Annotated in this window: 14 protein-coding genes and 2 pseudogenes; 6 read left to right on the top strand and 10 right to left on the bottom strand. The window is 68.6% G+C overall.

The genetic code is table 11. The annotated features are described in order from the left end of the window. Positions 1-41: 41 nt before the first annotated feature. The 3 genes from ACWC5O_RS01525 to ACWC5O_RS01515 all read right to left on the bottom strand — a co-directional run bounded on the left by ACWC5O_RS01525 (position 42) and on the right by ACWC5O_RS01515 (position 4,692). Complete coding sequence (locus ACWC5O_RS01525) at positions 42-2,381, bottom strand: ATP-binding protein (RefSeq protein ID WP_450780882.1); 2,340 nt, start codon at positions 2,379-2,381, stop codon at positions 42-44. 257 nt (positions 2,382-2,638) lie between these two features. Next, complete coding sequence (locus ACWC5O_RS01520; protein ID WP_450589614.1) at positions 2,639-3,709, bottom strand: sensor histidine kinase; 1,071 nt, start codon at positions 3,707-3,709, stop codon at positions 2,639-2,641. Positions 3,710-4,038: 329 nt separating this feature from the next. Then, entirely contained in the window at positions 4,039-4,692 is a 654-nt protein-coding gene (locus ACWC5O_RS01515; protein WP_450589615.1) for a hypothetical protein, read from the bottom strand. A gap of 932 nt (positions 4,693-5,624) precedes the next feature. Here ACWC5O_RS01515 and ACWC5O_RS01510 point away from each other — a divergent pair. From ACWC5O_RS01510 to ACWC5O_RS01495, 4 genes and pseudogenes are all read left to right on the top strand, one after another. After that, positions 5,625-5,963, top strand: a complete 339-nt coding sequence (locus ACWC5O_RS01510) for a hypothetical protein (protein WP_450589669.1) — start codon at positions 5,625-5,627, stop codon at positions 5,961-5,963. Positions 5,964-6,553: 590 nt separating this feature from the next. Beyond that, complete coding sequence (locus ACWC5O_RS01505) at positions 6,554-8,212, top strand: ricin-type beta-trefoil lectin domain protein (RefSeq protein WP_450589616.1); 1,659 nt, start codon at positions 6,554-6,556, stop codon at positions 8,210-8,212. 559 nt (positions 8,213-8,771) lie between these two features. Next, a complete protein-coding gene (locus ACWC5O_RS01500) occupies positions 8,772-9,908 on the top strand; it encodes an ISAs1 family transposase (RefSeq protein ID WP_450589617.1) in 1,137 nt (378 codons plus the stop codon). Positions 9,909-10,094: 186 nt separating this feature from the next. Beyond that, a pseudogene (locus ACWC5O_RS01495) lies at positions 10,095-10,576 on the top strand (transposase); the annotation flags it as partial. A gap of 446 nt (positions 10,577-11,022) precedes the next feature. Here ACWC5O_RS01495 and ACWC5O_RS01490 read toward each other — a convergent pair. After that, positions 11,023-11,604, bottom strand: a complete 582-nt coding sequence (locus tag ACWC5O_RS01490) for a hypothetical protein (protein ID WP_450589671.1) — start codon at positions 11,602-11,604, stop codon at positions 11,023-11,025. Positions 11,605-11,751: 147 nt separating this feature from the next. Between ACWC5O_RS01490 and ACWC5O_RS01485 the strand changes: the two are divergent. Beyond that, a pseudogene (locus tag ACWC5O_RS01485) lies at positions 11,752-11,928 on the top strand (response regulator); the annotation flags it as partial. Positions 11,929-11,940: 12 nt separating this feature from the next. Here ACWC5O_RS01485 and ACWC5O_RS01480 read toward each other — a convergent pair. From ACWC5O_RS01480 to ACWC5O_RS01460, 5 genes are all read right to left on the bottom strand, one after another. Continuing rightward, a complete protein-coding gene (locus ACWC5O_RS01480; RefSeq protein ID WP_450589618.1) occupies positions 11,941-12,096 on the bottom strand; it encodes a LuxR C-terminal-related transcriptional regulator in 156 nt (51 codons plus the stop codon). Positions 12,097-12,250: 154 nt separating this feature from the next. Then, the gene (locus ACWC5O_RS01475) at positions 12,251-13,483 is read right to left on the bottom strand and encodes an ABC transporter permease (protein WP_450589619.1); all 1,233 of its coding nucleotides are present in this window, start codon (positions 13,481-13,483) and stop codon (positions 12,251-12,253) included. Then, a complete protein-coding gene (locus ACWC5O_RS01470) occupies positions 13,480-14,232 on the bottom strand; it encodes an ABC transporter ATP-binding protein (protein ID WP_450589620.1) in 753 nt (250 codons plus the stop codon). Before ACWC5O_RS01470 ends, ACWC5O_RS01475 begins: the two co-directional genes overlap by 4 nt. After that, the gene (locus tag ACWC5O_RS01465; RefSeq protein ID WP_450589621.1) at positions 14,229-15,428 is read right to left on the bottom strand and encodes an efflux RND transporter periplasmic adaptor subunit; all 1,200 of its coding nucleotides are present in this window, start codon (positions 15,426-15,428) and stop codon (positions 14,229-14,231) included. The genes ACWC5O_RS01470 and ACWC5O_RS01465 overlap by 4 nt, the downstream gene beginning before the upstream one ends. A 107-nt stretch (positions 15,429-15,535) precedes the next feature. Beyond that, complete coding sequence (locus ACWC5O_RS01460; RefSeq protein WP_450589622.1) at positions 15,536-16,105, bottom strand: hypothetical protein; 570 nt, start codon at positions 16,103-16,105, stop codon at positions 15,536-15,538. Between the two features lie 189 nt (positions 16,106-16,294). On the opposite strand from ACWC5O_RS01460, the gene ACWC5O_RS01455 reads away from it, so the two are divergent. Beyond that, positions 16,295-16,948: a response regulator transcription factor gene (locus tag ACWC5O_RS01455; protein WP_450589623.1), complete on the top strand. Its 654-nt coding sequence runs from the start codon at positions 16,295-16,297 to the stop codon at positions 16,946-16,948. Positions 16,949-17,033: 85 nt separating this feature from the next. On the opposite strand, the gene ACWC5O_RS01450 is transcribed toward ACWC5O_RS01455, so the two are convergent. Further along, complete coding sequence (locus ACWC5O_RS01450; protein ID WP_450589624.1) at positions 17,034-19,376, bottom strand: ATP-binding protein; 2,343 nt, start codon at positions 19,374-19,376, stop codon at positions 17,034-17,036. Between the last annotated feature and the right edge of the window lie 74 nt (positions 19,377-19,450).

The following is a 19,450-nucleotide window of genomic DNA, read 5'->3' as shown; positions in this document are numbered from 1 at the left end:
GCCGCCGGTGTGCCGGCGGCCAGAGAAGGGGACCACAACGGTCAGGCGTCCGGAATGTGCCGGGCCGCCGCCTGGGCTGCGGCCCGGGCGGCGATCTGGGCGCGGGAGGTGAGGCCGAGTTTGCTGAGGATGCGGACCACGTGGCCTTCGGCGGTGCGGCGGGAGATCACCAGCTTCGCGGCGATCGCCTTGTTGCTCAGGCCCTGGGCGACCAGTTCGGCAACCTCGCGTTCCCTGGCCGTCAGCGGTGCCCAGGCGGCGTCCTCCGCCGAGGGCACCGCGGCCGGAGCTTCAGCGTCGCCCTTCTCCTCCAGGGCGAAGGCGATGCCTTGCTCCAGGGTGAGCTGCGTACCGGCGGTGAAGGCAGCCCTGAAGCCGTTCTCTCCGAGCTTTTGGCGCAGCACCTTCGTACAGCTGTCGTGGCCGGGCTTGAGGAGGCCCCACCGGTATGGACCGCAATGGGACACCCGTGATGCGGCGTGGGCTGCGCCGAGCAGAGCGGCTGCCGGGCCGTACCGCTCCTCGTCCGTGGCACACCATCCCAGGAGTTCGAAGGTCTCGGCGATGTTCCACTGGCCTCCGAGGGCCAGCGTCGCCCGGAGCGACTGGCGGACCAGCGTGGTGGCGCGCCGCGCACGGCCCCGGTGATAGTGGGCGAGTCCCGCTGCCCACAGTGCCTTGCTGCGTGAGCACTGCGCGCCATGTTCCTCGCACAGGGACAGGCAGCGCTGGGCATGGACGACTGTCTCCGCGCTGTCGAGCGTGAAGCAGAGCACCGTCAGCAGGAACAAGGTTGTCGCGATGCTCCCGGAGTCGTCGGCGGTCTCGTGCAACGACAAGGCATCCTCGAAGAGTTCAACCGCTGAGACGAACCTGCCGTGGAACATCGCGACCATCCCGGCCAACGTCATCCCGGCGCGTGCCACGTCTGGCTCCGGCCCCAGGCATCGGATGGCTTCGCGGGCCCGCTCGAGCTGCTTGCTCGCGGTGCCGGGGTCGCCTTGCAGCAGAGCCAGCATGCCGTCGGCCACCAGCGCCCTGGCTGTCTCCGCGCTCGGCTCCGGTTCCAGCGCGAGGTGCTGGGCGATCCAGTTCCGCCCCGTGCCCAGCGAGCGGAGGTCCAGCCAGGGGCCGAGAGGGAAGCCCCATGCCGAGGTGGCCAGCCGCAGCCCCGCTCGGTCCCAATCGTGCTCGGTCAGGGAAAATTCCAGCGCGGCCCGTATATTGGCCTGCTCCGCCTGGAACCACGTCAGCCATGACGCCTGCCGAGAGCCGAACCAGTCCGTCTCGGCTCGTTCGGCGATCTCCCGGCACCAGTGGAGGTGGCGCTCGGCCAGCAGGCGTTCCTCTCCGAGCGCGGCGAGGTGATCGCGCCCGTACTGGCGGACTGTCTCCGTCATCCGGTAGCGCATCTGTCGGCCGCGTTCCTCACAGGCCAGGACAGACTTTTCCACCAGGCCCGTCAGTACCTCCAGGACTTCACTCCGCTCGATGCCCTCCCCACCGCACACCGCTTCGGCCGCCTCCAGGGCAAAGCCGTCGCAGAAGACCGACAGCCGCGCCCACAGCAGACGCTCCCTCGGGGTGCACAGATCGAAGCTCCAGCCGATCAGGGCGCGCAGCGTCCGCTGCCGCTCCGCGGCATCGCGCGATCCGGCGGTGAGCAGGTCGAAGCGTTCGTCCAGACGTGCCAGGATCCCGTCCACCGACAGGGACCGCAGCCGTGCCGCCGCCAGCTCGATGGCCAGCGGCACCCCGTCCAGCCGGTGGCAGATCTGCGCGACCGCCAGCGTCTTGTCCGGGGTGAGTACGAAGTCCGGGCACACGGCGACCGCTCGTTCCGTGAACAGCGTCACCGCCTCCGAATAGGTCATCTCCTGGGCTGCGGATGCCTCGCCCGGGTCCGGCACCGCCATCGGAGGGACGATCATCACCTGCTCACCACCGACCCGCAGCGCCTGGCGGCTGGTGGCCAGCACCTGCAGCTCGGGGGTTGCGGCCAGCAGGGTGCCCACGAGGCGGGCAGTCGCTTCGAGGAGGTGCTCGCAGTTGTCCAGGACTAGCATGAGCCGCTGGTCCGCCAGATGGGCCACAAGCGCGGCCACCGGGTCATCCGCCGACGTCTGGTCCAGCCCCAGCGCGTCGGCGACGGCCCGGGCCGGCGGGTCGCCCTCCTCCAGGTCCGCGAACTGCACCAGCCGTACACCGCCGGGAAAGGCACGCTGCACTTCCGCGGCAACCCGCAGCGCCAGCCGGGTCTTGCCGATGCCGCCCGGGCCGGTCAGCGTCACCAGCCGACTGCGCACCAGCAGCCGCTTGACGTCGGCCACGTTCCGGCGGCGGCCGACGAAGCTGGTCACCTGGGCCGGCAGAGCGCCCACCCGCCGGACAGCGCCCTTTGTGGTAGACGCATCGGACAGAGGGGCAGAACGCAGCCGCCGGTCGGGGGTGTCGGCAGGGGTCATGACGGGATCTCCTCCCCGAGTGTGGAACCGCGCGCACGCCGCTTCCGCACATCGCACCGACCTCGCTCAGGGAAGGCGGCGCACACCACAGGCGCGGGTTCTTGGTGGCGCAGGCGCGTTGTCGTACCGGCCCGCCGGGAGCCGGTGAGCGGTGGATTCCTCCGTAGCCGCGGTTACGGTGCTGGGGTGGTCGTGGGACGTACGGTGCCGGCGGGTCCGGGACCGTCTGCCGTTGACGGAACGGCTCTCGAGGCCGCGGCGGGCGGTGGTTTCGGTGCCGGGGTGGCTTGCAGCGAGTTGCGCCGTGCGAGCGGGATGGCTCCCGTGGTGCGCCGAGGCATGTCGGGGAGCCATGGCAGGGTCACGCGCACCTCCAGGCCGCCGCCGTCGTCGTTCGTGCGGGCGGTGACTGTTCCGGCGTGGGCCTCGGTGATGGAGCGGACGATGGACAGCCCGAGTCCCGCCCCTTCGACGGTCCCCGTGCGGGCGGTGACGCCCCGCCGAAAGGGTTCGAACAGCTCGGGAAGGGCTTCGGCAGGCACTCGCGGTCCGGTGTTGCGGACGATCAGCCCCTGCCCGGGGGAGGTGTGGATGCGCAGGCTGCCGCCCGAATGGTTGTACCGGATCGCGTTCTGCACCAGGTTGGTCACGAGCTGGAGGAGCAGGACCCGGTCGCCCAGCACCGTCACTGGCTGCAGGTCCGGATCCACGGTGATGTCTGCGTCCTGTGCGGCAGCCTTGTACTGGGCCAGCGCCTCGGCGGCGGTCGCCTCCAGCGCGACGGGTTCGCGGCGGGTCAGGCCGCGCTCGCTCCTGGCCAGCAGCAGCAAACCGTCGATGAGGAGCTCGGACCGGCGGTTGGCGTCGAGAAGCTGCCGGCTGGCCTTGGCGATCCTGTCCGGGGAACCGCCGCCGAGAAGACCGATCTGGATGGCGGCGCGCTGGATCGCGAGAGGGGTGCGCAGCTCGTGGGAGGCGTTGGCGATGAACCGCTGCTGGCTGTCGAACGCGGCCTCCAGCCGGTCCAGAAGAGCGTCGAAGGTGTCGGCGAGTTCCCTGAACTCGTCGCGGGGACCGGCAAGGCCGATACGTTCGTGCAGGTTCTCCGAGGACAGCCTGCGGGCGGTGGCGGTGATCCCGTGCACCGGCCGCAGGGCGCGTCCGGCCATGTACCAGCCGATGACGACGGACACGAGGACCAGCAGGGCGAGCGAGACACCGGAGATCGTCAGAAGTTGCCGCAACAAGGCATCCCTGACCTGTGCGGCGGCCTCACGCACGTCGGGGGGCACCTGCCCGGCCCCATGCGGAGCCCGAACCGAGGCGGAAGCCGATCCCGAGAGTCCCCCGTGCTGGACCTGCGAGGGAGATGTGGCGACGAAGCCGCTCATGGTGACCGAAACAGAACGGTCTGCCCACTGCTCGTACCACAGGCAGATCACGGTGATCAGGAGCGAGCCGCACAACAGGAACAACACGCTGTACTGGGCAGTCAGCCGGAGACGTACGGTCAGCGGCCGGCTGGGTATCCGAAGGCGGACACGCGCCTGGGGCGGCGACGCGGGGGCAGGGCTCATGGCAGTCGCCCGCAGATCCGGCGGTCCGTGCCGAACCGAGTTTCAGCCACCGCCGGTTGGCCGAGCCTGGCGCGAGGCCGGGAGGCCGTGGCCCGGACGGGGGTGATGACTCGGCTGATGGTCTGGTCCCAGGCGTGCTCACGGAGTTCCCCTGACCCGCCGACCCGCGGCAGATTCCCCGCTGCGATGCCTCGCTCGAAAAGCACCTCCGGATCGCGGCAGCTGCAGCAGAGCCGACGGGGATGCGCCACATCCAGGACGATGCCGTCGCGCTCTCCTACCGAGAGCGACACCGACCATGTGCGCCGAGCCAATACCTGGATGCCGACGACCGACTCGTCGTACGCCGAGGGCCTGGGCACGTGGCGGGCGGTACGCAGCCTCCCCAGTGCCCGGTGGACCCATGAGCGGATGGCAATGAGCGCGAGGATGCGGCTACGGGCGCCGCCGTGAAGGTTCCAGCGGATCCGGTCGCCACGCCTCCTGGAAACAGCCCGGTCCGACACGAACGCCTCGTCGATTTCGACTGCTGGGCACCCCTGGGAGCCAAAACCGTCACAGGCGACGTCCATAACTCTCAATTGCCCGCGCATAGCCGTGGCCACCAGGTCGGCCAGCACCCGCGCGCCATCAGCCGCCAGTAGACACATGGTTCGTTCCTTCCTCAGCCTGCTTGAGCCGCCGGGGCATGCGATGGACGCCCGGGTCAGGCCGTGCCCCTGTGATATCGAGTGAGGCGTTTCAGTGGGGTTACAGAACCCGACCAGGGGCCGCGTACTCCGGGAACCTGCCGGCCGATTCCGGTTGCGCCTGTGCATTGGGCAGAAACGCGCAGGCCGACACCTGGTGTGCCCGCCCAGCCAGGTCGGCCGCCGACGGTGCTCGCCCGCCCGTTCCTTTGCATCGTGGTCGTCAGGAGTTCCGGCGTAGTTCCTCCCTGGGTTTGTGTCCCTGTCCGCCACCGGGGCCTCACCAGTGTGCTGCTCGGCTCGGCCGTCAACGGGCTGAACTCCAGGACAGCTGATGTACCCCAGATTGAGCGACCGCGGTACATGGGCGCATTGCGAAGATTTCAAGGGGCTCGCCCGCCATGGGCCGCACGGCGGGCGAGTGGAGGAGGGGGGTCCTCGCAATCGGAAACACTGCCAAGCCGGCCAGCCCCGGGGATCACGGAGAGACCGTGATTTTTGTGTACTGGGCCCGGGTACGAGCACGATCTTCACGGCCGCCGGCAGACACACGATCCGGGACTGCACGGACCAACAGCGGGCGCTGCTCGGCCGAGCCCGGGTGCGGGATGAACACCGAGTGCGGTGCTGAGCCCGCGGTCTCTTCCAGAGCCTCGACGGGCCGGGGGCCTGGCGGCGTCGGCCTCCAGCAGGTCCGGGATCCGGTAGATGCTGAGACTGTGGCCTCGCCTTTTGGGCTGCGGCGGGATTCCAGGCAGAACAGGTGGGCGGCACTGACGAGGGTGACGTGATGGTGAAAGCCGCGGTAGGTGCGGCCTTCGTAGTCACCAGGTGGCTTCACCGTCCTCAACGATGTCGCCTGCCACGACTGGCGGTTCCGCACCCGCGAGTGGCTGCAGGGCAGGAACTGGGACTCCACCACTCCGGTCGGACCGTTCCTGGTCACCGCCGACGCGGTCGGCGGCCCCTGCACCTCACCGTTCTCGGCCTTCGCCGTCGCCCGGATCGCCGGCCTTCGCGATCAGCTCACCCACCAGGCCACGCGTCCACAACTGGCCATGAAGACCCAGGTCACACGGCAGGTGATCCAAAATCGCCTGCCGCACCGCTGCCTGCTCGACGTCGGACAACACCTGATGCTCACCCACGCACCGCCCACGCGTACGCGCGGTCAGCGCCTCGCGCCCGCCCACCTGCCACTTCGCCCACCAGCCGTCCACCGCCTTGAGTGAGACTTTGAACACCATCGCGACGTCCTCGTGGTCCGGGCCCTCCACCAGCGCAGCCACCACCCGTGGCCGCAACGCTTGTTGCGCCGAAGGTGACAACTTCCGTGCACCACACCAGTTCACGCACGCAGCATGCAACAGCCCAGAAGGCTTACCGTTTTGGATCAGTATGCCCGTGGCCGGGTGCAGGCCGGCCGGTTGAGGGGTGCTGGAAAAGGCGTACGCAGACAGGTATTTCACCGCTCTCTCGTGCGTGGCTCGTAGCTGAAGCTACTGGAACGCGTCCAACGGCTTCGGGGGGACGAGTTGACGCAGCCGCCGTGCCACGGCTCACGCACCACCCATGCGCTGCCGAGCACCGCTCACCTGTACCGGCTACGGCATCCCTGCCCGGCCCACCGCCACCGAAGGAAGCAGGGTAAACCGGCGCCGAACCGAGACCTGCCGCCGGCCCGATCCACCGAGTCCGCAGCCGTCTCGGTCCTTCCTCCGAGCGTTCAGCCGGGCACCACAAGTGCGCGGCTGATGTATGCCAGGGCATGACACCGACTCGAACACGAAAAAGACCGCACCTTGAGAAGAAAGCGTGACCGATGAATAATCAATCCCCTCGGCATCGTCATCGAAAAGTACGCGTCACCACCTTGCTTCTGGCCTGCTTGGCCCTGGTCATAGGAATGGTCGTATCGGCAGTCTCCGCACCGATGGCTCAGGCGTTGGATGACCAGGCTTTGAGAGACATTGAGCTGAACGCCGTCTACCACACCACGCAGGACAACGACTGGAGAAATTTCAGCTGGAACGCGGACAATTACACACCTGGCGTGCCGGTCAGGATCCGGACTGATTCGAACACCTCCAACCAGCGTTGGGCATTCGTACCCAATTCGGACGGGACGTTCGAGATCAAGCCTAAATACGCCGGTGACAACTTCTGTGTCACGGCTTCCGATAACTACACTCCGGGCGGCTATGTCATGACGTCGGGGCTCTTCGTTTCGTGGTGCGAGGGTTCGGACGCGCAGAAGTGGTACGCACAGCCCACCTCCCCGAACGGCAGCCACATCGTGATCCGGCACTACGTCGACGACAAGTGTGTGGACCTCGATCAAGGCGATGCCAGCAACGGCACCTCTCTCAAGCTCTACCCGTGCCACCCGGTGGATGACTCCAATTCCTGGGCTCAGGCCTGGAACCTGTACCGAGACAATTCCTGCTCCTGCTCCTCGGTGGCTGACTATGTCGACACATTGGCTACCCAATACGCTCTGCACCAGGTTTCCCAGTATGCCGACAACTCGACTCCGGACGACAAGCGAGTCATCAAGGACAGTAGCTACAGCGTCACCAACGAGACGCCGGCGTTCCTCGGCAAGTACCAGAAGCTGACGGAATACATATACAACGACCAGGACACCGTCCAGACGAGGACACGTACCGAAACGCAACAAACAGGCTGGACCAACAAGGTCGGTGTTGAAGCCGGATTCCAGTACGAGGTCGGATACAACGCCGAGATCGTCGCCAAGATCACGCTCTCGCTGAAGGTCCATTACGATCACGAATGGTACGGCTCGCAGACCTACACGGACTCGTATACCCTCAACGTCCCCCCACACAGCACAGGGTGGGTCGTCCGAGCGCAGTTGTACAAGACGGTGACGGGTAACTGGAAGCTCACCACTGACCGTGGCTGGACGTTCAGCGGTCAGGGTACCGCAACGGTGAGCGCAAAAGACAATCAGACCGAAACCGGCGGAATGAACAGCGACGTCGTGTACTGCAGCACCAAGTCCGTGAGGAAGGTGTGCATGGACACGCGCCCGACTCCGGCAAATTCCATGAAGTCAGTGGCGAACGACACTTACGCCAGGGCGGCCCTCGCCGGGGTCGGAAACGACTACGGCAGGGTATGGACGGGGAGCGGCACCGTCGGCGCCTGGGAGACCTTCAGGTTCATATGGCAGAGCGATGGAACCGTCGCCATCAAGTCCACCGCGAACAACAAGTACGTGTCGGCTGAACTGGGCTGGACCGGATCCCAATACGGACACCTTCGGGCGCGCGCCGACTCCGTCGGCCCCTGGGAGAAGTTCAAGCTGAAGCAGCTGGACGACGGCAACGCGGCCCTCTATTCCGCCGCCAACGGAAAGTACGTCTGGGTCGACTACGCCGACCGATGGACCCTGAAGGCCACTCGCGGCACCATCGGAACGGATAAGCACGCGGAATTCGTGATCGATACTGCCTGATCACACAGTGAATTCCTCCAGGTGTGGGGCCGGGAACCCGCCGCGGCCCCACACCTGTCGCAGCAGCGCACAAGAACGCCTGACCTCGATTCGTCAGCGGGTTTCGGTCGCTGATCGGCGCAGCTGTTCGCCCGTAATGTCCTCCGCTGGAGGACGGGCCGTCGCGTGACGCTGCAGGGTGCGCCGGGTTCCACGGGCCCGGAAACCGCGTGTTCTCCTCCTTCCTGGTCCTCGTCGGGGCGTGAGCCGGCCGTCAGGTGGCGGCCGGCAGCTGTGTGAGCCTGTTCCAGCTGGTGGTGAACGCCGCCGCCCGGGTCTGTACGGTCTTCGGCTCTGGCTCACATCCGGTGGTGACGCATTGTGCCAATGGCTACTGACGGCAAGGCGCGCAGGTCGCAGGGGCATACGGGGGTCGTCCAGGGCGGTTTCAAAGTCTTGTCGATCAAGGATCCGTGCTGGTCACGGCATCATGACGATGGGTGGCAAGCCGCCACGCATGCAACGAAGCTCCGGTTGATGCCGGTGACCTACCAAGTCGCCTGTATCGCCCGGAGCTTCGATGTGCCGTCAGTCTGCCACCGTGTGTCTGGTCAAGTCGCCCTCGCGTCAGCACCGCGTGATCGGCGACCTACCGTCCCGGCTGGCGACCTTGCCCGATCCACGTGACCGGCGCGGAAGGCGTCACCCGTTCGTGAGTGTGTTCCTGACGGCCTGCTCTGCGGTCATGTGCGGAGCCCGGTCCTTCGCGGCGATCGGACAGTGGGCGCGAAACGCTCCGCAGGACACCCTGGCCCGGCTCGGCGCCCGGACCGTGTCCGCCTTCACGGTGTGCGTCGCGCCGAGCACGGCGACGATCCGCCGGATCATCAATCGAGTCTGCCCGGGTGGCCTGGCCGACCTGCTGGGATGCGACCCGTCCGGCGCCGACACCCTCGCCGTGGACGGCAAGAGCGCCCGTGGCTCCCGCCACGGTGACACCCCGGCCGCGCATCTGCTCGCCGCCATGACCGGTGGCGGGCTGACCGTCACGCAGCTGCGAGCCCCGGACAGGACGAATGAAATCACCTGCTTCGCCGACCTGTTGGCCCCGTTCGACCTGACCGGGGTGACCGTGACGGCCGATGCCCTGCACGCCCAGCGCGGCCACGCCCGCCTCCTCATCGAGGGCAAGAAGGCGCACTACGCGCTGTGCGTGAAGAAGAACCAGGCCGGTCTCTACGAGCGGCTGCACATGCTGCCCTGGGAGGAAGTGACCGAGAAGTTCTACGACCGCACCGAGGGGCACGGTCGCAAGGAGACCCGCGAGGTGCAGGTCCTGACCGTCGATGACCTCGACTTCCCGCACGCCGCCCGGGGCGTACGCCACCGCACCTGCCTGAAGACCGGCAGGCGCAGCCGCGAGACGGTCTACGTCATCACCGATCTGACCAGCCGGGAAGCCTCCCCGCAGTGGCTCGCGAAGATCATCCGTTCACAGTGGGTCATCGAAAACCGGCTCCACTTCGTGAGGGACACCGCCTTCCGCGAGGACGCCTCCAAGGTCCACACCGGGCACGGCCCGGAGAACATGGCCACCTTGCGCAGCTTCGCGATCGACTGTCTCCGTGCCGTCGGCCACCACAACATCGCCGCCGGACTCCGCGAGATGTCCTACGAGCCATTCACCCGTCCCCTGGGCCTCCTCGGACTCCGCTGACCAGCATAGATACGCGAACAGTCGGACTTTGAAACCGCCCTGGGGGGGTCGTCAGGCTGGATTCTCGTCCCCGGATGCAGCGACAGTACTCGCCCACGAGCTGCGCATTTCAGGGTCTGGACGAACATGACACACGGTTACCACCGGATGTGAGCCAGAGCCCGGTCTTCGGTGTAACTCCCGATCATGGAAGTAGCCCCTGATGAGCGACGTGTCTCTTCCGAGGCGGTTGAAGAGGTCCGACCTGCCGAGTTGTCGGCGGACGTGCTGGACGGGCAATTGATCGGGCAGTTGGTCGACCGGGCCCGCGCGAGCGGACTGCAGCTGACCAAGCGCGTGCTGGAGTCCGCGCTCGAAGGCGAGATCACGGACCACCTCGGCTACGAGAAGCACGACCCGGCCGGTGCCGGCAGCGGCAACAGCCGCAATGGGACCCGGTCCAAGACCGTGCTGACCGACATCGGGCCGGTGGAGAGCACGGTGCCACGTGACCGCGGCGGCAGCTTCGAGTCGCAGATCGTCAAGAAGCGGCAGCGTCGGCTGACCGGCGTCGACGAGATGGTCCTGTCGCTGTCCGCGCGTGCCTGACGCACGGTGACATCTCTGCCCACCTGGCCGAGGTCTACGGCGCGAGCGTGTCCAAGCAGACCATCTCGAACATCACCGACAGTCATAGTGAGAACAGCCACCTCCGCTGTCTCGGAAAGAACCTGCAGATCAGCAGGTCGGGTGACCGACGACGTGAAACGCCAAGCTCAGGGCTTGCCGGCCTTGGGGCTTCACCCAAGGCCCTCCTCGGAATCTCCGCTTCGAACCCATCCCAATGGCCTGACCTGCGCAGTCCCTTGCATCTGTGGAGCGTACCGGCGGGCTTGATCGTGGTCGGCTGCCGAATCGCGGGCAGTGCCATCTCGGCCCCCGCGGCACACACCACGGCGGTGCCGGCGAGCAGCCAGAGCCGGAGTGGGCGGGGGCGCCTCTGGCCCGGCGCGGCGTCCGGGGCGGGGGTTCGTGCTCCTGCCGTGCGCCGGTCCTCCTCCAGTGCCGCGTCCTGCCGGCCGCGTCGCTCTCGGGGCCGCGGCCTGGCGGGCCTCCACTCCCAGTTCTCCGCCGCTCATGATCCGCGCACCGTCCCGGACACGCCGATGGGGACGCCGTCCATGTACTTCTGGCATGCCTTCATCGCCGCGTTGATCTTGCTCATGTCCGAGCCCGAGCTCGCTATCTGGCCGTCGTCGCTCACGTTCAGGCCCTGCTTGCGCAGGCAGCGGGCGGCCTGGAGCGTCTTCTGCTTCGTCTCCTTCGCCTTCCGGGCATTCGGGTCGCCGCCGGACATGTACTTGTTGCATGCCTCAAGCGCCGCCTTCACCTTCGGGTCGGCTCCGTTTGCCGTCACGGCGACACTGCCGTCCGGTCCCGGGTCGGGCTGGTTCACGCCGTGCTGGCGCATGCAGCGGGAGAACTGGAGCCCGGCCTGCTTCGGGTCCTTCGACACCACGGACGGGTCGGCCGACTTCGACGCGTTCTTCTTGCCGTCGCCCAGGCTGTCCACCTTCGGGCCGCCGTCCGGACCGCTGCCGCAGCCCGCCAGGACGAGCACGGCGGCTCCCACCAGCCCGGCGCCCAGGGTCCGCAGTACCCCGGACGGTGATCGCGGCGGTCGGCCCGTGAGAGACACCAGTGCACTGATCTTCATGGTTTCGTACCCTTCTGCAAAGGCGACCGGAATCGGCTACCGGCTTCAGGAGTACGCGCCAGTGCGTAACACCGGCGTTTCGGCTTTCCGTAACGCCGCTGAAACGCCGGACGCGGTACCAGGGCAGGCGCGGCGTGCCGACGAGCCATGCGTGTACTGGTGGCCGAGGACGAGCGGGTCCTGGCCGACCTGGTGGCCACGGGCCTGCGCGAGCACGCCATGGCCGTGGACGTCGCCTACGACGGCCCAGGCGCCCAGCAGCGGCTCGCCGTCAACGACTACGACGTGCTGGTGCTGGACCGGGATCTGCCCGGACTGCACGGCGCCTGGAAATCGTCAGTCGGCGGCGATCTGCTTGTTGGTCATGCCCTGGGCGACCAGATCGGCGACCTGGCGTTCGCGGCGGGTCAGCGGCACCGACGCCTCGTCTGCGAGCGGCGGCGGGGTGGGCGCCGACGACTCCTCCAGGGCATAGGCGACCGACTGCTCCAAAGTGAGCCGCCCGCCCGCTTCGACGGCCGCGGTGTACGCGGGATTTGGCCTCGGTCCGTAGTCACGCCCGGAGCCTCTTGCAGGCGCGAGAGAACTGCGATGTGCCGGATTCCGCCGAGGCGGAATCCGGCAACACTCGGGTCGGCTAACGCCGTCAGTAGGTGGCCAGTGCCTCCGCCGGGGACGTACGGGCGGCGCGGCCGGCCGGGTAGAGGCCGGCGAGTGCTCCGATGAGCACGGCCGCGGCGACTCCGGCGGCGATCGCCTGGGTGGGCAGGGTGAGCGGCCAGTGCTGTCTGAGGGCCCAGCCGGTGCTGACGGTCAGGCCCAGCAGGACGCCGGTGAGGCCGCCGAGGGCGGACAGGGAGACGGATTCGGTGAGGAACTGCAGGCGGATCTGGCCGCGGCCGGCGCCCAGTGCGCGTCGCAGTCCGATCTCTGCGCGTCGTTCCAGTACGGAGATCACCATGGTGTTGGCGACTCCGATGCCTCCGACGAGCAGGGCCACCGCGCCGAGCCCGAGGAAGAGCATCTGGAAGGTGTTCTTGACGGCCAGGGCTGCGGTGAGTGCGTCGGAGGGTCGGCTGATGTTCACCTCGTTGGGGCTTTGCGGGTTGATCGTCTGGGCGAGGACGTCGTGCACGTCGCCCACCGCCTCGTCGGCGGAGCGCTCGTAGATCCTGGTCGGATGCCGGTCGAAGCCGAGCCGGGTCGCGGCGACGTCCCAGCCGACCAGTGCGGAGCTGTCGATCTCGGGGGCCAGCAGGACGGGTTTGAGGATGCCGGTGACGGTGAACCACTGGCCGTCGAGGTAGATCTGCGTGCCGGGGGTGTGGACACCGAGCCGGTCGGCCGCGGCTGAGCCGAGGACGACCGCAGGGTATTTCTGTGTGGCGGCGTTGAGCCACTTGCCCTTGGCGAGGGTGGAGCCGAGCGTGGCGGGCAGGTCCAGCCGTGTGGCCTGGACGCTGATGCCGCCGCTCTCGGCCGGATCGACCTTGTCGGTGCGGTACACCTTGGCGCCGGAAACCTCGCCGGTGGCGGAGACCGAGCGTACCGGTCCGATCCTGCGCACCATGTCCACGGATTCGCGGGGCAGTTCGGCCTTGTGGCCGAAGAGGTCGTTTCCGGGGGTGGCGGTGAGCAGGTTGGTGCCGACCTTGGCGATCTGGGCGGTGATCTGTGCCTGGCTGCCTGCGGTGATGCCGAGGATGGCGACCATCGCGGCGATGCCGATGGCGATGCCCAGGGCCGACAGGCAGGCGCGCAGCGGGCGGCCTCGGATGCCGACGAGTCCGACTCGGATCACGTCGTCGGGCTGCAGGCGGGCCGGCTGCGGCAGCGGGCTGGGGGTGGGGGCCCGGCTGGGCCGTATGGTCGTGCTCATGACCCCTCCATGGTGTCGTCGTACCGCGTGGAGGCCGCAAGCTGCGCGGTCGGGGGATGGGAAGGTCCGCTGTCGTAGCGGATGCGGCCGTCGAGGATCTCCACCCTGCGGGGCAGGGCGCGGGCGATGCCGTGGTCGTGGGTGATGACGGCGATCGTGGTGCCCTCGGCGTTGAGCTCGTTCAGCAGGTTCATCACCTGGTCGCCGGATCGGGAGTCCAGCGCCCCGGTGGGCTCGTCGGCCAGCACGATGGCCGGCCGGCCGACGACGGCGCGGGCGATGGCCACCCGCTGGTTCTCACCGCCGGACAGCTCGCCGGGCCGGTGGGTGAGCCGGTGGCCGAGTCCGACCCGCTCGAGTGCCTCAGCGGCGCGTGCGAGGCGCTGCCGGCGGGGCACGCCGTGGTAGAGCAGGCCGGTGGCCACGTTCTCCAGCGCGGTCAGGTGTGCGGTGAGGAAGAAGCGCTGGAAGACGAAGCCGATCCAGCGGGAGCGGACGGCCGCCAGTCGGCGGTCGGGCAGGCGGGCCGCGTCGTGACCCATGATCCGTATGTGTCCGGTGGAGGGCCGGTCGAGGGTGCCCATGAGCTGGAGCATGGTGGACTTGCCCGACCCGGACGGGCCGACCACGGCGAGGAGTTCCCCGGGCTGTACGCACAGGGTGACCTCGCGCAGTGCGTGGACGCCCCCGGGGTAGGACTTGCCGACGCCGTCCAGTTCGATGACGGGGATGTGGGTACCGGGGTTCATTCGGAGGGGACCTCCACCTTTGTGCCTTCGTGCAGGCCCTGGCCGGAGACTTCGACCTTGCCGTCGGTGAAGAGGCCGAGGCTGACCGGGACCAGGCGGGTGGTGCCGTCGGCGGCCACGGCACGGACGGCATAGCTTCCGTCGAGGGTGTACAGCAGGGCTGTGACCGGTACGGCCAGGACGTTCTTGTGCCGGTCGCTGGTGAACAGCACCGAGACCGGTGCCCCGTCGAGCGTGCCTGCGTCCCGGGGGCGGTCGAGGACGACTTTGACCGTGATGGTGGCCGTGTCGGAGCCGCCCCCGGGCTGGCCGCCGTCCTGCCCGGGTCCGCCCGGGGACTTGGCGACGGTACCGATACTCCGCACGTGCCCGGGGACCGTCTTCCCGCCGGGCAGCCGGACCTGTACCGGCGCGCCCTTTCTTGCCAGGCCCGTTCTGGTCGCGGGCAGATCGACGGTGACCACCCGCTCGGTGCCGGACGCCTCAAGGATCTTGCCCTCTGCTCTCTCGCCGAGCGTTGCGGTGACAGAGGTGACCCGGATCGCGGTCGGCTCCAGCACGACGTCGCCGGGGGCGACCGTGCCGGTCTGCGGGAGCCCCTGCGCCTTCTGCCATTTCCTGACGGCCTGTGCGGTGGCAGCGCTGAAGTGCTTGTCGACGGTCAGACCGCCGCCGTAGCCCAGGGCCGTGAGGTTCCGCTCGAGTTCCTGTACGTCCGCGCCGTCGGTCATGCCGTTCTTCAGCACACGCCAGAACGGGGCTGTCCCGTACCACAGCGGCACGGGCCGGTCGTCCACCCGGTAGACCTGCTGGCCGCGCTTGATCGTCTGCCCTTCCGCCGGCAGCCAGGTCAGCGTTGCGCTCGTTGCGCCGGGCCCGTCGGCCGGGCCGCGGTCCGGAGAGCCGGAGGGGGCGTCGGTCGGGCTGCCGTTCGCCGGGCTGGAGGGTGCGTTGATGGTGTACGAGCCGGCGTAACCGAGCTTGCCGTCAACGTTTTCTTGATCCAGCAGGTCGGTCCTTACGACCGGGGCGGTCGCCCTGTGGACCGGACCGGCGGATTTGGCCGTGGTCGGCTGCCGAATCGCGGGCAGTGCCACCGCGGCCCCCGCGGCACACACCACGGCGGTGCCGGTGAGCAGCCATCTCCGGGCCCGACGACGCGGGCGAGCCTGCTTCCCGGCGCCAGAAGAGGGCACCTCGGCAAGGGACCGTTCAGTACCCCGGCCCGCGTCACGACCGTGGTTGTCGTCCTCGGACACTGCGGCCGGGCCATGCTCCTGTTCCCGTCGGCGGTTCATACCCATTACCCCCGGGCCTGCGCGGAGCCGCTGTTCTTGCCTCCGAGGCCGCATGCCTTCGATGCCTTGTTGGCCTTGTCCGGGTCCGGCTGCCGGCCCTTGGGGTACGAGCCGTCGTCATTCATGGCTACGCCGTGACGGCGCATGCAGCGGGCCAGGTCGCGCTGCTTCTCCTTGGTCTCGGGGCTGTCCGGATCGCCTCCGGGCAGGTACTTCTGGCAGGCTTTCATCGCCTCCTGGACCTTCTGCGGGCTGTCATTCGGCCCTCCGATGGCTGTGACATTGCTGTTCGGATCCGGGTCGGGCTGGTGCACACCGTGCTGGCGCATGCAGCGGGAGAACTGGAGCCCGGCCTGCTTCGGGTCCTTCGACACCACGGACGGGTCTGCCGACTTCGACGCGTTCTTCTTGCCGTCGCCCAGGCTGTCCACCTTCGGGCCGCCGTCCGGACCGCTGCCACAGCCCGCCAGGACGAGCACGGCGGCTCCCACCAGCCCGGCGCCCAGGGTCCGCAGTGCCCCGGACGGTGATCGCGGCGGTCGGCCCGTGAGAGACACCAGTGCACTGATCTTCATGGTTTCGTACCCTTCTGCAAAGGCGACCGGAATCGGCTACCGGCTTCAGGAGTACGCGCCAGTGCGTAACACCGGCGTTTCGGCTTTCCGTAACGCCGCTGAAACGCCGGACGCGGTATCACGGCAGGCGCGGCGTGCCGTGCTCCCGTCACTCTGGCGGCGCGGGCGACCAGTGGAAAGGGACGAGTCATGCGTGTACTGGTGGCCGAGGACGAGCGGGTCCTGGCCGACCTGGTGGCCACGGGCCTGCGCGAGCACGCCATGGCCGTGGACGTCGCCTACGACGGCCCAGGCGCCCAGGAACGGCTCGCCGTCAACGACTACGACGTGCTGGTGCTGGACCGGGATCTGCCCGGACTGCACGGCGATCAGATCTGCCGGGAACTGGTCGAGGCCGGGGCCCGCACCCGCATTCTCATGCTGACCGCCGCGGGCTCCCTCACCGACCGCGTGCAGGGGCTGCGCCTGGGCGCCGACGACTACCTGCCCAAGCCGTTCGAGTACGACGAGTTGGTCGCCCGCGTCCAGGCGCTGGGCCGGCGCACCCAGCCGGCGCTGCCGCCGGTCCTGGAGCGGGGCGGCATCGTCCTGGACACCGCACGCCGCCAGGTCCACCGCAATGGGCGCTATCTGGCGCTCTCCCCCAAGGAGTACGCCGTCCTCGAGGTACTGCTGCGTGCTCGCGGCGCCGTCGTCAGTGCCGAGGAAATCCTGGAGCGCGCCTGGGACGAGAACGCCGACCCGTTCACCATCGCCGTCCGGGTCACGATCTCCCGGCTGCGCGCCAAGCTCGGCGAGCCACAGGTGATCGAGACCCTGCCCGGCATGGGCTACCGAATCTGAGAGCGGTTGTCGCGAGGGGGCCTCACTGACGGCGGTCTTGCCAGGCGGAGCGGTGAAATCCGTTCCGGCGGGATTCGACACCCTGTCAGGATCGTGAGGTGGCCGAGGCGCGCACTGGGTGGTGGGGTTCGTGGTTTCTGGTCGCCCAAGTGGCGATCTGAGCACGTGAGGTGAAGCCCAGTTTGGTCAGGATGTGCTCGACGTGGCCTTCGGCCGTGCGTGTGGAAATCGTCAGTTCGGCGGCGATCTGCTTGTTGCTCATGCCCTGGGCGACCAGATCGGCGACCTGGCGTTCGCGGCGGGTCAGCGGCGCCGTCGCCTCGTCTGCGGGCGGCGGCGGGGTGGGTGCCGACGATTCCTCCAGGGCGTAGGCGACGGACTGTTCCAGAGTGAGCTGCCCGCCCGCTTCGACGGCTGCGGTGTACGCGGTCTCGCCCAGCTCCCTGCGCAGTGATGATTCGCATTTCTGGTGGCCGGCCCGCAGGTGGCCGAACCCGGTGAGCGCGGACCCGGCGACCTGCCAGGTCGCGTCGGCCGCTCCCATCAACGTGGCCGCGCGTTCGCCGAGACCCGCCGCGGCCGCGCACCATCCCAGTACCTCCAGGCACTGGGCCACACCGCCCTGGTCATGGGAGAGCGGCTTGTCTCGCAGCGCATGGCGGATCAGTGTGTTGGCCCGCTGGTACTTACCGCGCCGGTAGTGGTCCAGGCCGAGGGCCCACAGCGCGTGGGTGCGCGACCACTGGGCATCGTGGGCCTCGCACAGGGCCAGGCAGCGTTCGGCGTGGGCGGTGCCGGCGGGGTCGTCGAGATTGAAGCAGGCGGTGGTGAGCATGAAGGAGGCGACCGCAGCGCTACCGGAATCATCTGCCGCCTGATGCCGGGCGAGTGCGTCCTCCAGCAGCGGGACGGCCTGCGCGAAGTCGCCCCGGAACAGCGCCACGAGCCCGGCGAGGTTCACCGCAAGGCGCGTGATGTCCCGGTCCTCCCCCAGGGCGCTCGCCATATCGCGGCATTGCTTCGCCCGCGCCTCGGCCGCGCTGATGTCGCCCTGCAGCACGGCCAGCAGGCCGTCGGTGAACAGTGCTGTGGCCCGCTGCGGGCTCAGTTCCTCGCTGATGTCGAGAGCCCGGCCCAGCGCCTGGCGGCCCTCGCTGAGGGACCCGAAACCGAGCCGGTGCATCCACCACATGGAGGCGGCCAGGCCGAGCGCCTCTTGTGCCTGGCCGGGATCGTTCATGCTGAAGTCCAGGGCCGCCTGCAGGTTGGGGTGCTCCGCGCGCAGCCGGGTGAACCAGGCCAGCTGGTCGGGGCCGAACCATGCGGTCCGGGCTTGTTCGGCCACCGTTCGGTAGTAGTCGCGGTGCCGCTCGCGCAGCGTGTGTTCCTCACCCGATGCGGCGAGGTGCTCCCGCCCGTACTGGCGCAGCGTGTCCGGCAGCCAGTACCGCATCCGCGTTCCCAGCTCTTCGCGGGCAAGTACCGACTTGTCCACGAGGCCGGCAATCGCGTCGAGTACGTCGTTTCGCTCGAGCCCGTCTCCGGAACATACCTGTTCGACCGCCTCCAGATCGAAGCCGTCGGAAAACACCGACAGCCGCGACCACATCAGGCGTTCCTGGCTCGTGCACAGGTCGTGACTCCAGCCGATGGCCGCCCGCAGGGTTTGCTGACGTGGCAGCGCGACCCGGGACCCCGCGGTGAGAAGCGTGAACCGGTCATCGAGGCGCAGCAGGATCTCCTGCGGCGACAGGGCCCGCAGTCGGGCCGCCGCCAGCTCGATCGCCAGCGGGACACCGTCCAGCCTGCGGCAGATTTCGTGGATCGTTGAGATGTTCCCCGCGGAGAGGTCGAAATCGGGTCGCACCGCGGCGGCCCGGTCGGCGAACAGTGTCACCGCCTCGCACAACTCCGGGGGTTGGCCGTCCTCGTAGAGCACCATGGGTGGCACTGGAAACACGTGTTCCCCGCACACGCCCAGTGTCTGACGGCTCGTCGCCAGTACCTGCAGGTCCGGAGCCGCGCTCAGCAAGGTGGCGGTCAGTTGTGCACTGGCATCCAGCACGTGCTCGCAGTTGTCCAGCACCAGCAGCATCCGCTCACCGGCCACATGGTCCACCAGGGTGGTCAACGGATCACCGAGCGCTTCGGTGCCGAGCCGCAGGCGTGACGCCACAGTCTGCGCCAAGCGGGCCCCGTCCCCCAGCGCGGCCAGTTCCACCAGCCACACCCCGCTGGGGAAGGACCGCCGCACCTCAGCAGCGAGCCGCAACGCCAGCCGGGTTTTCCCGATGCCACCCGGCCCGGTCAACGTCACCAGCCGCCCGCGGGAGAGCAGCGCCCTGGCCTGGGACAGTTCCCGTCGTCGTCCGACGAAACGTGTCAGCTCGGCCGGCAGTGTGCTGGCCTCTCGGACCGTGCCACCCATGTCTTCACCCTAGAGTGCCGCAGAAGGCCAGGCAATCGGCTGATCACCGGCCGCCGCTCTACTTCACGGCCACA

The organism is Streptomyces sp. NPDC001450 (assembly GCF_053597295.1).
This window is presented reverse-complemented; position numbering and strand designations above follow the sequence as displayed.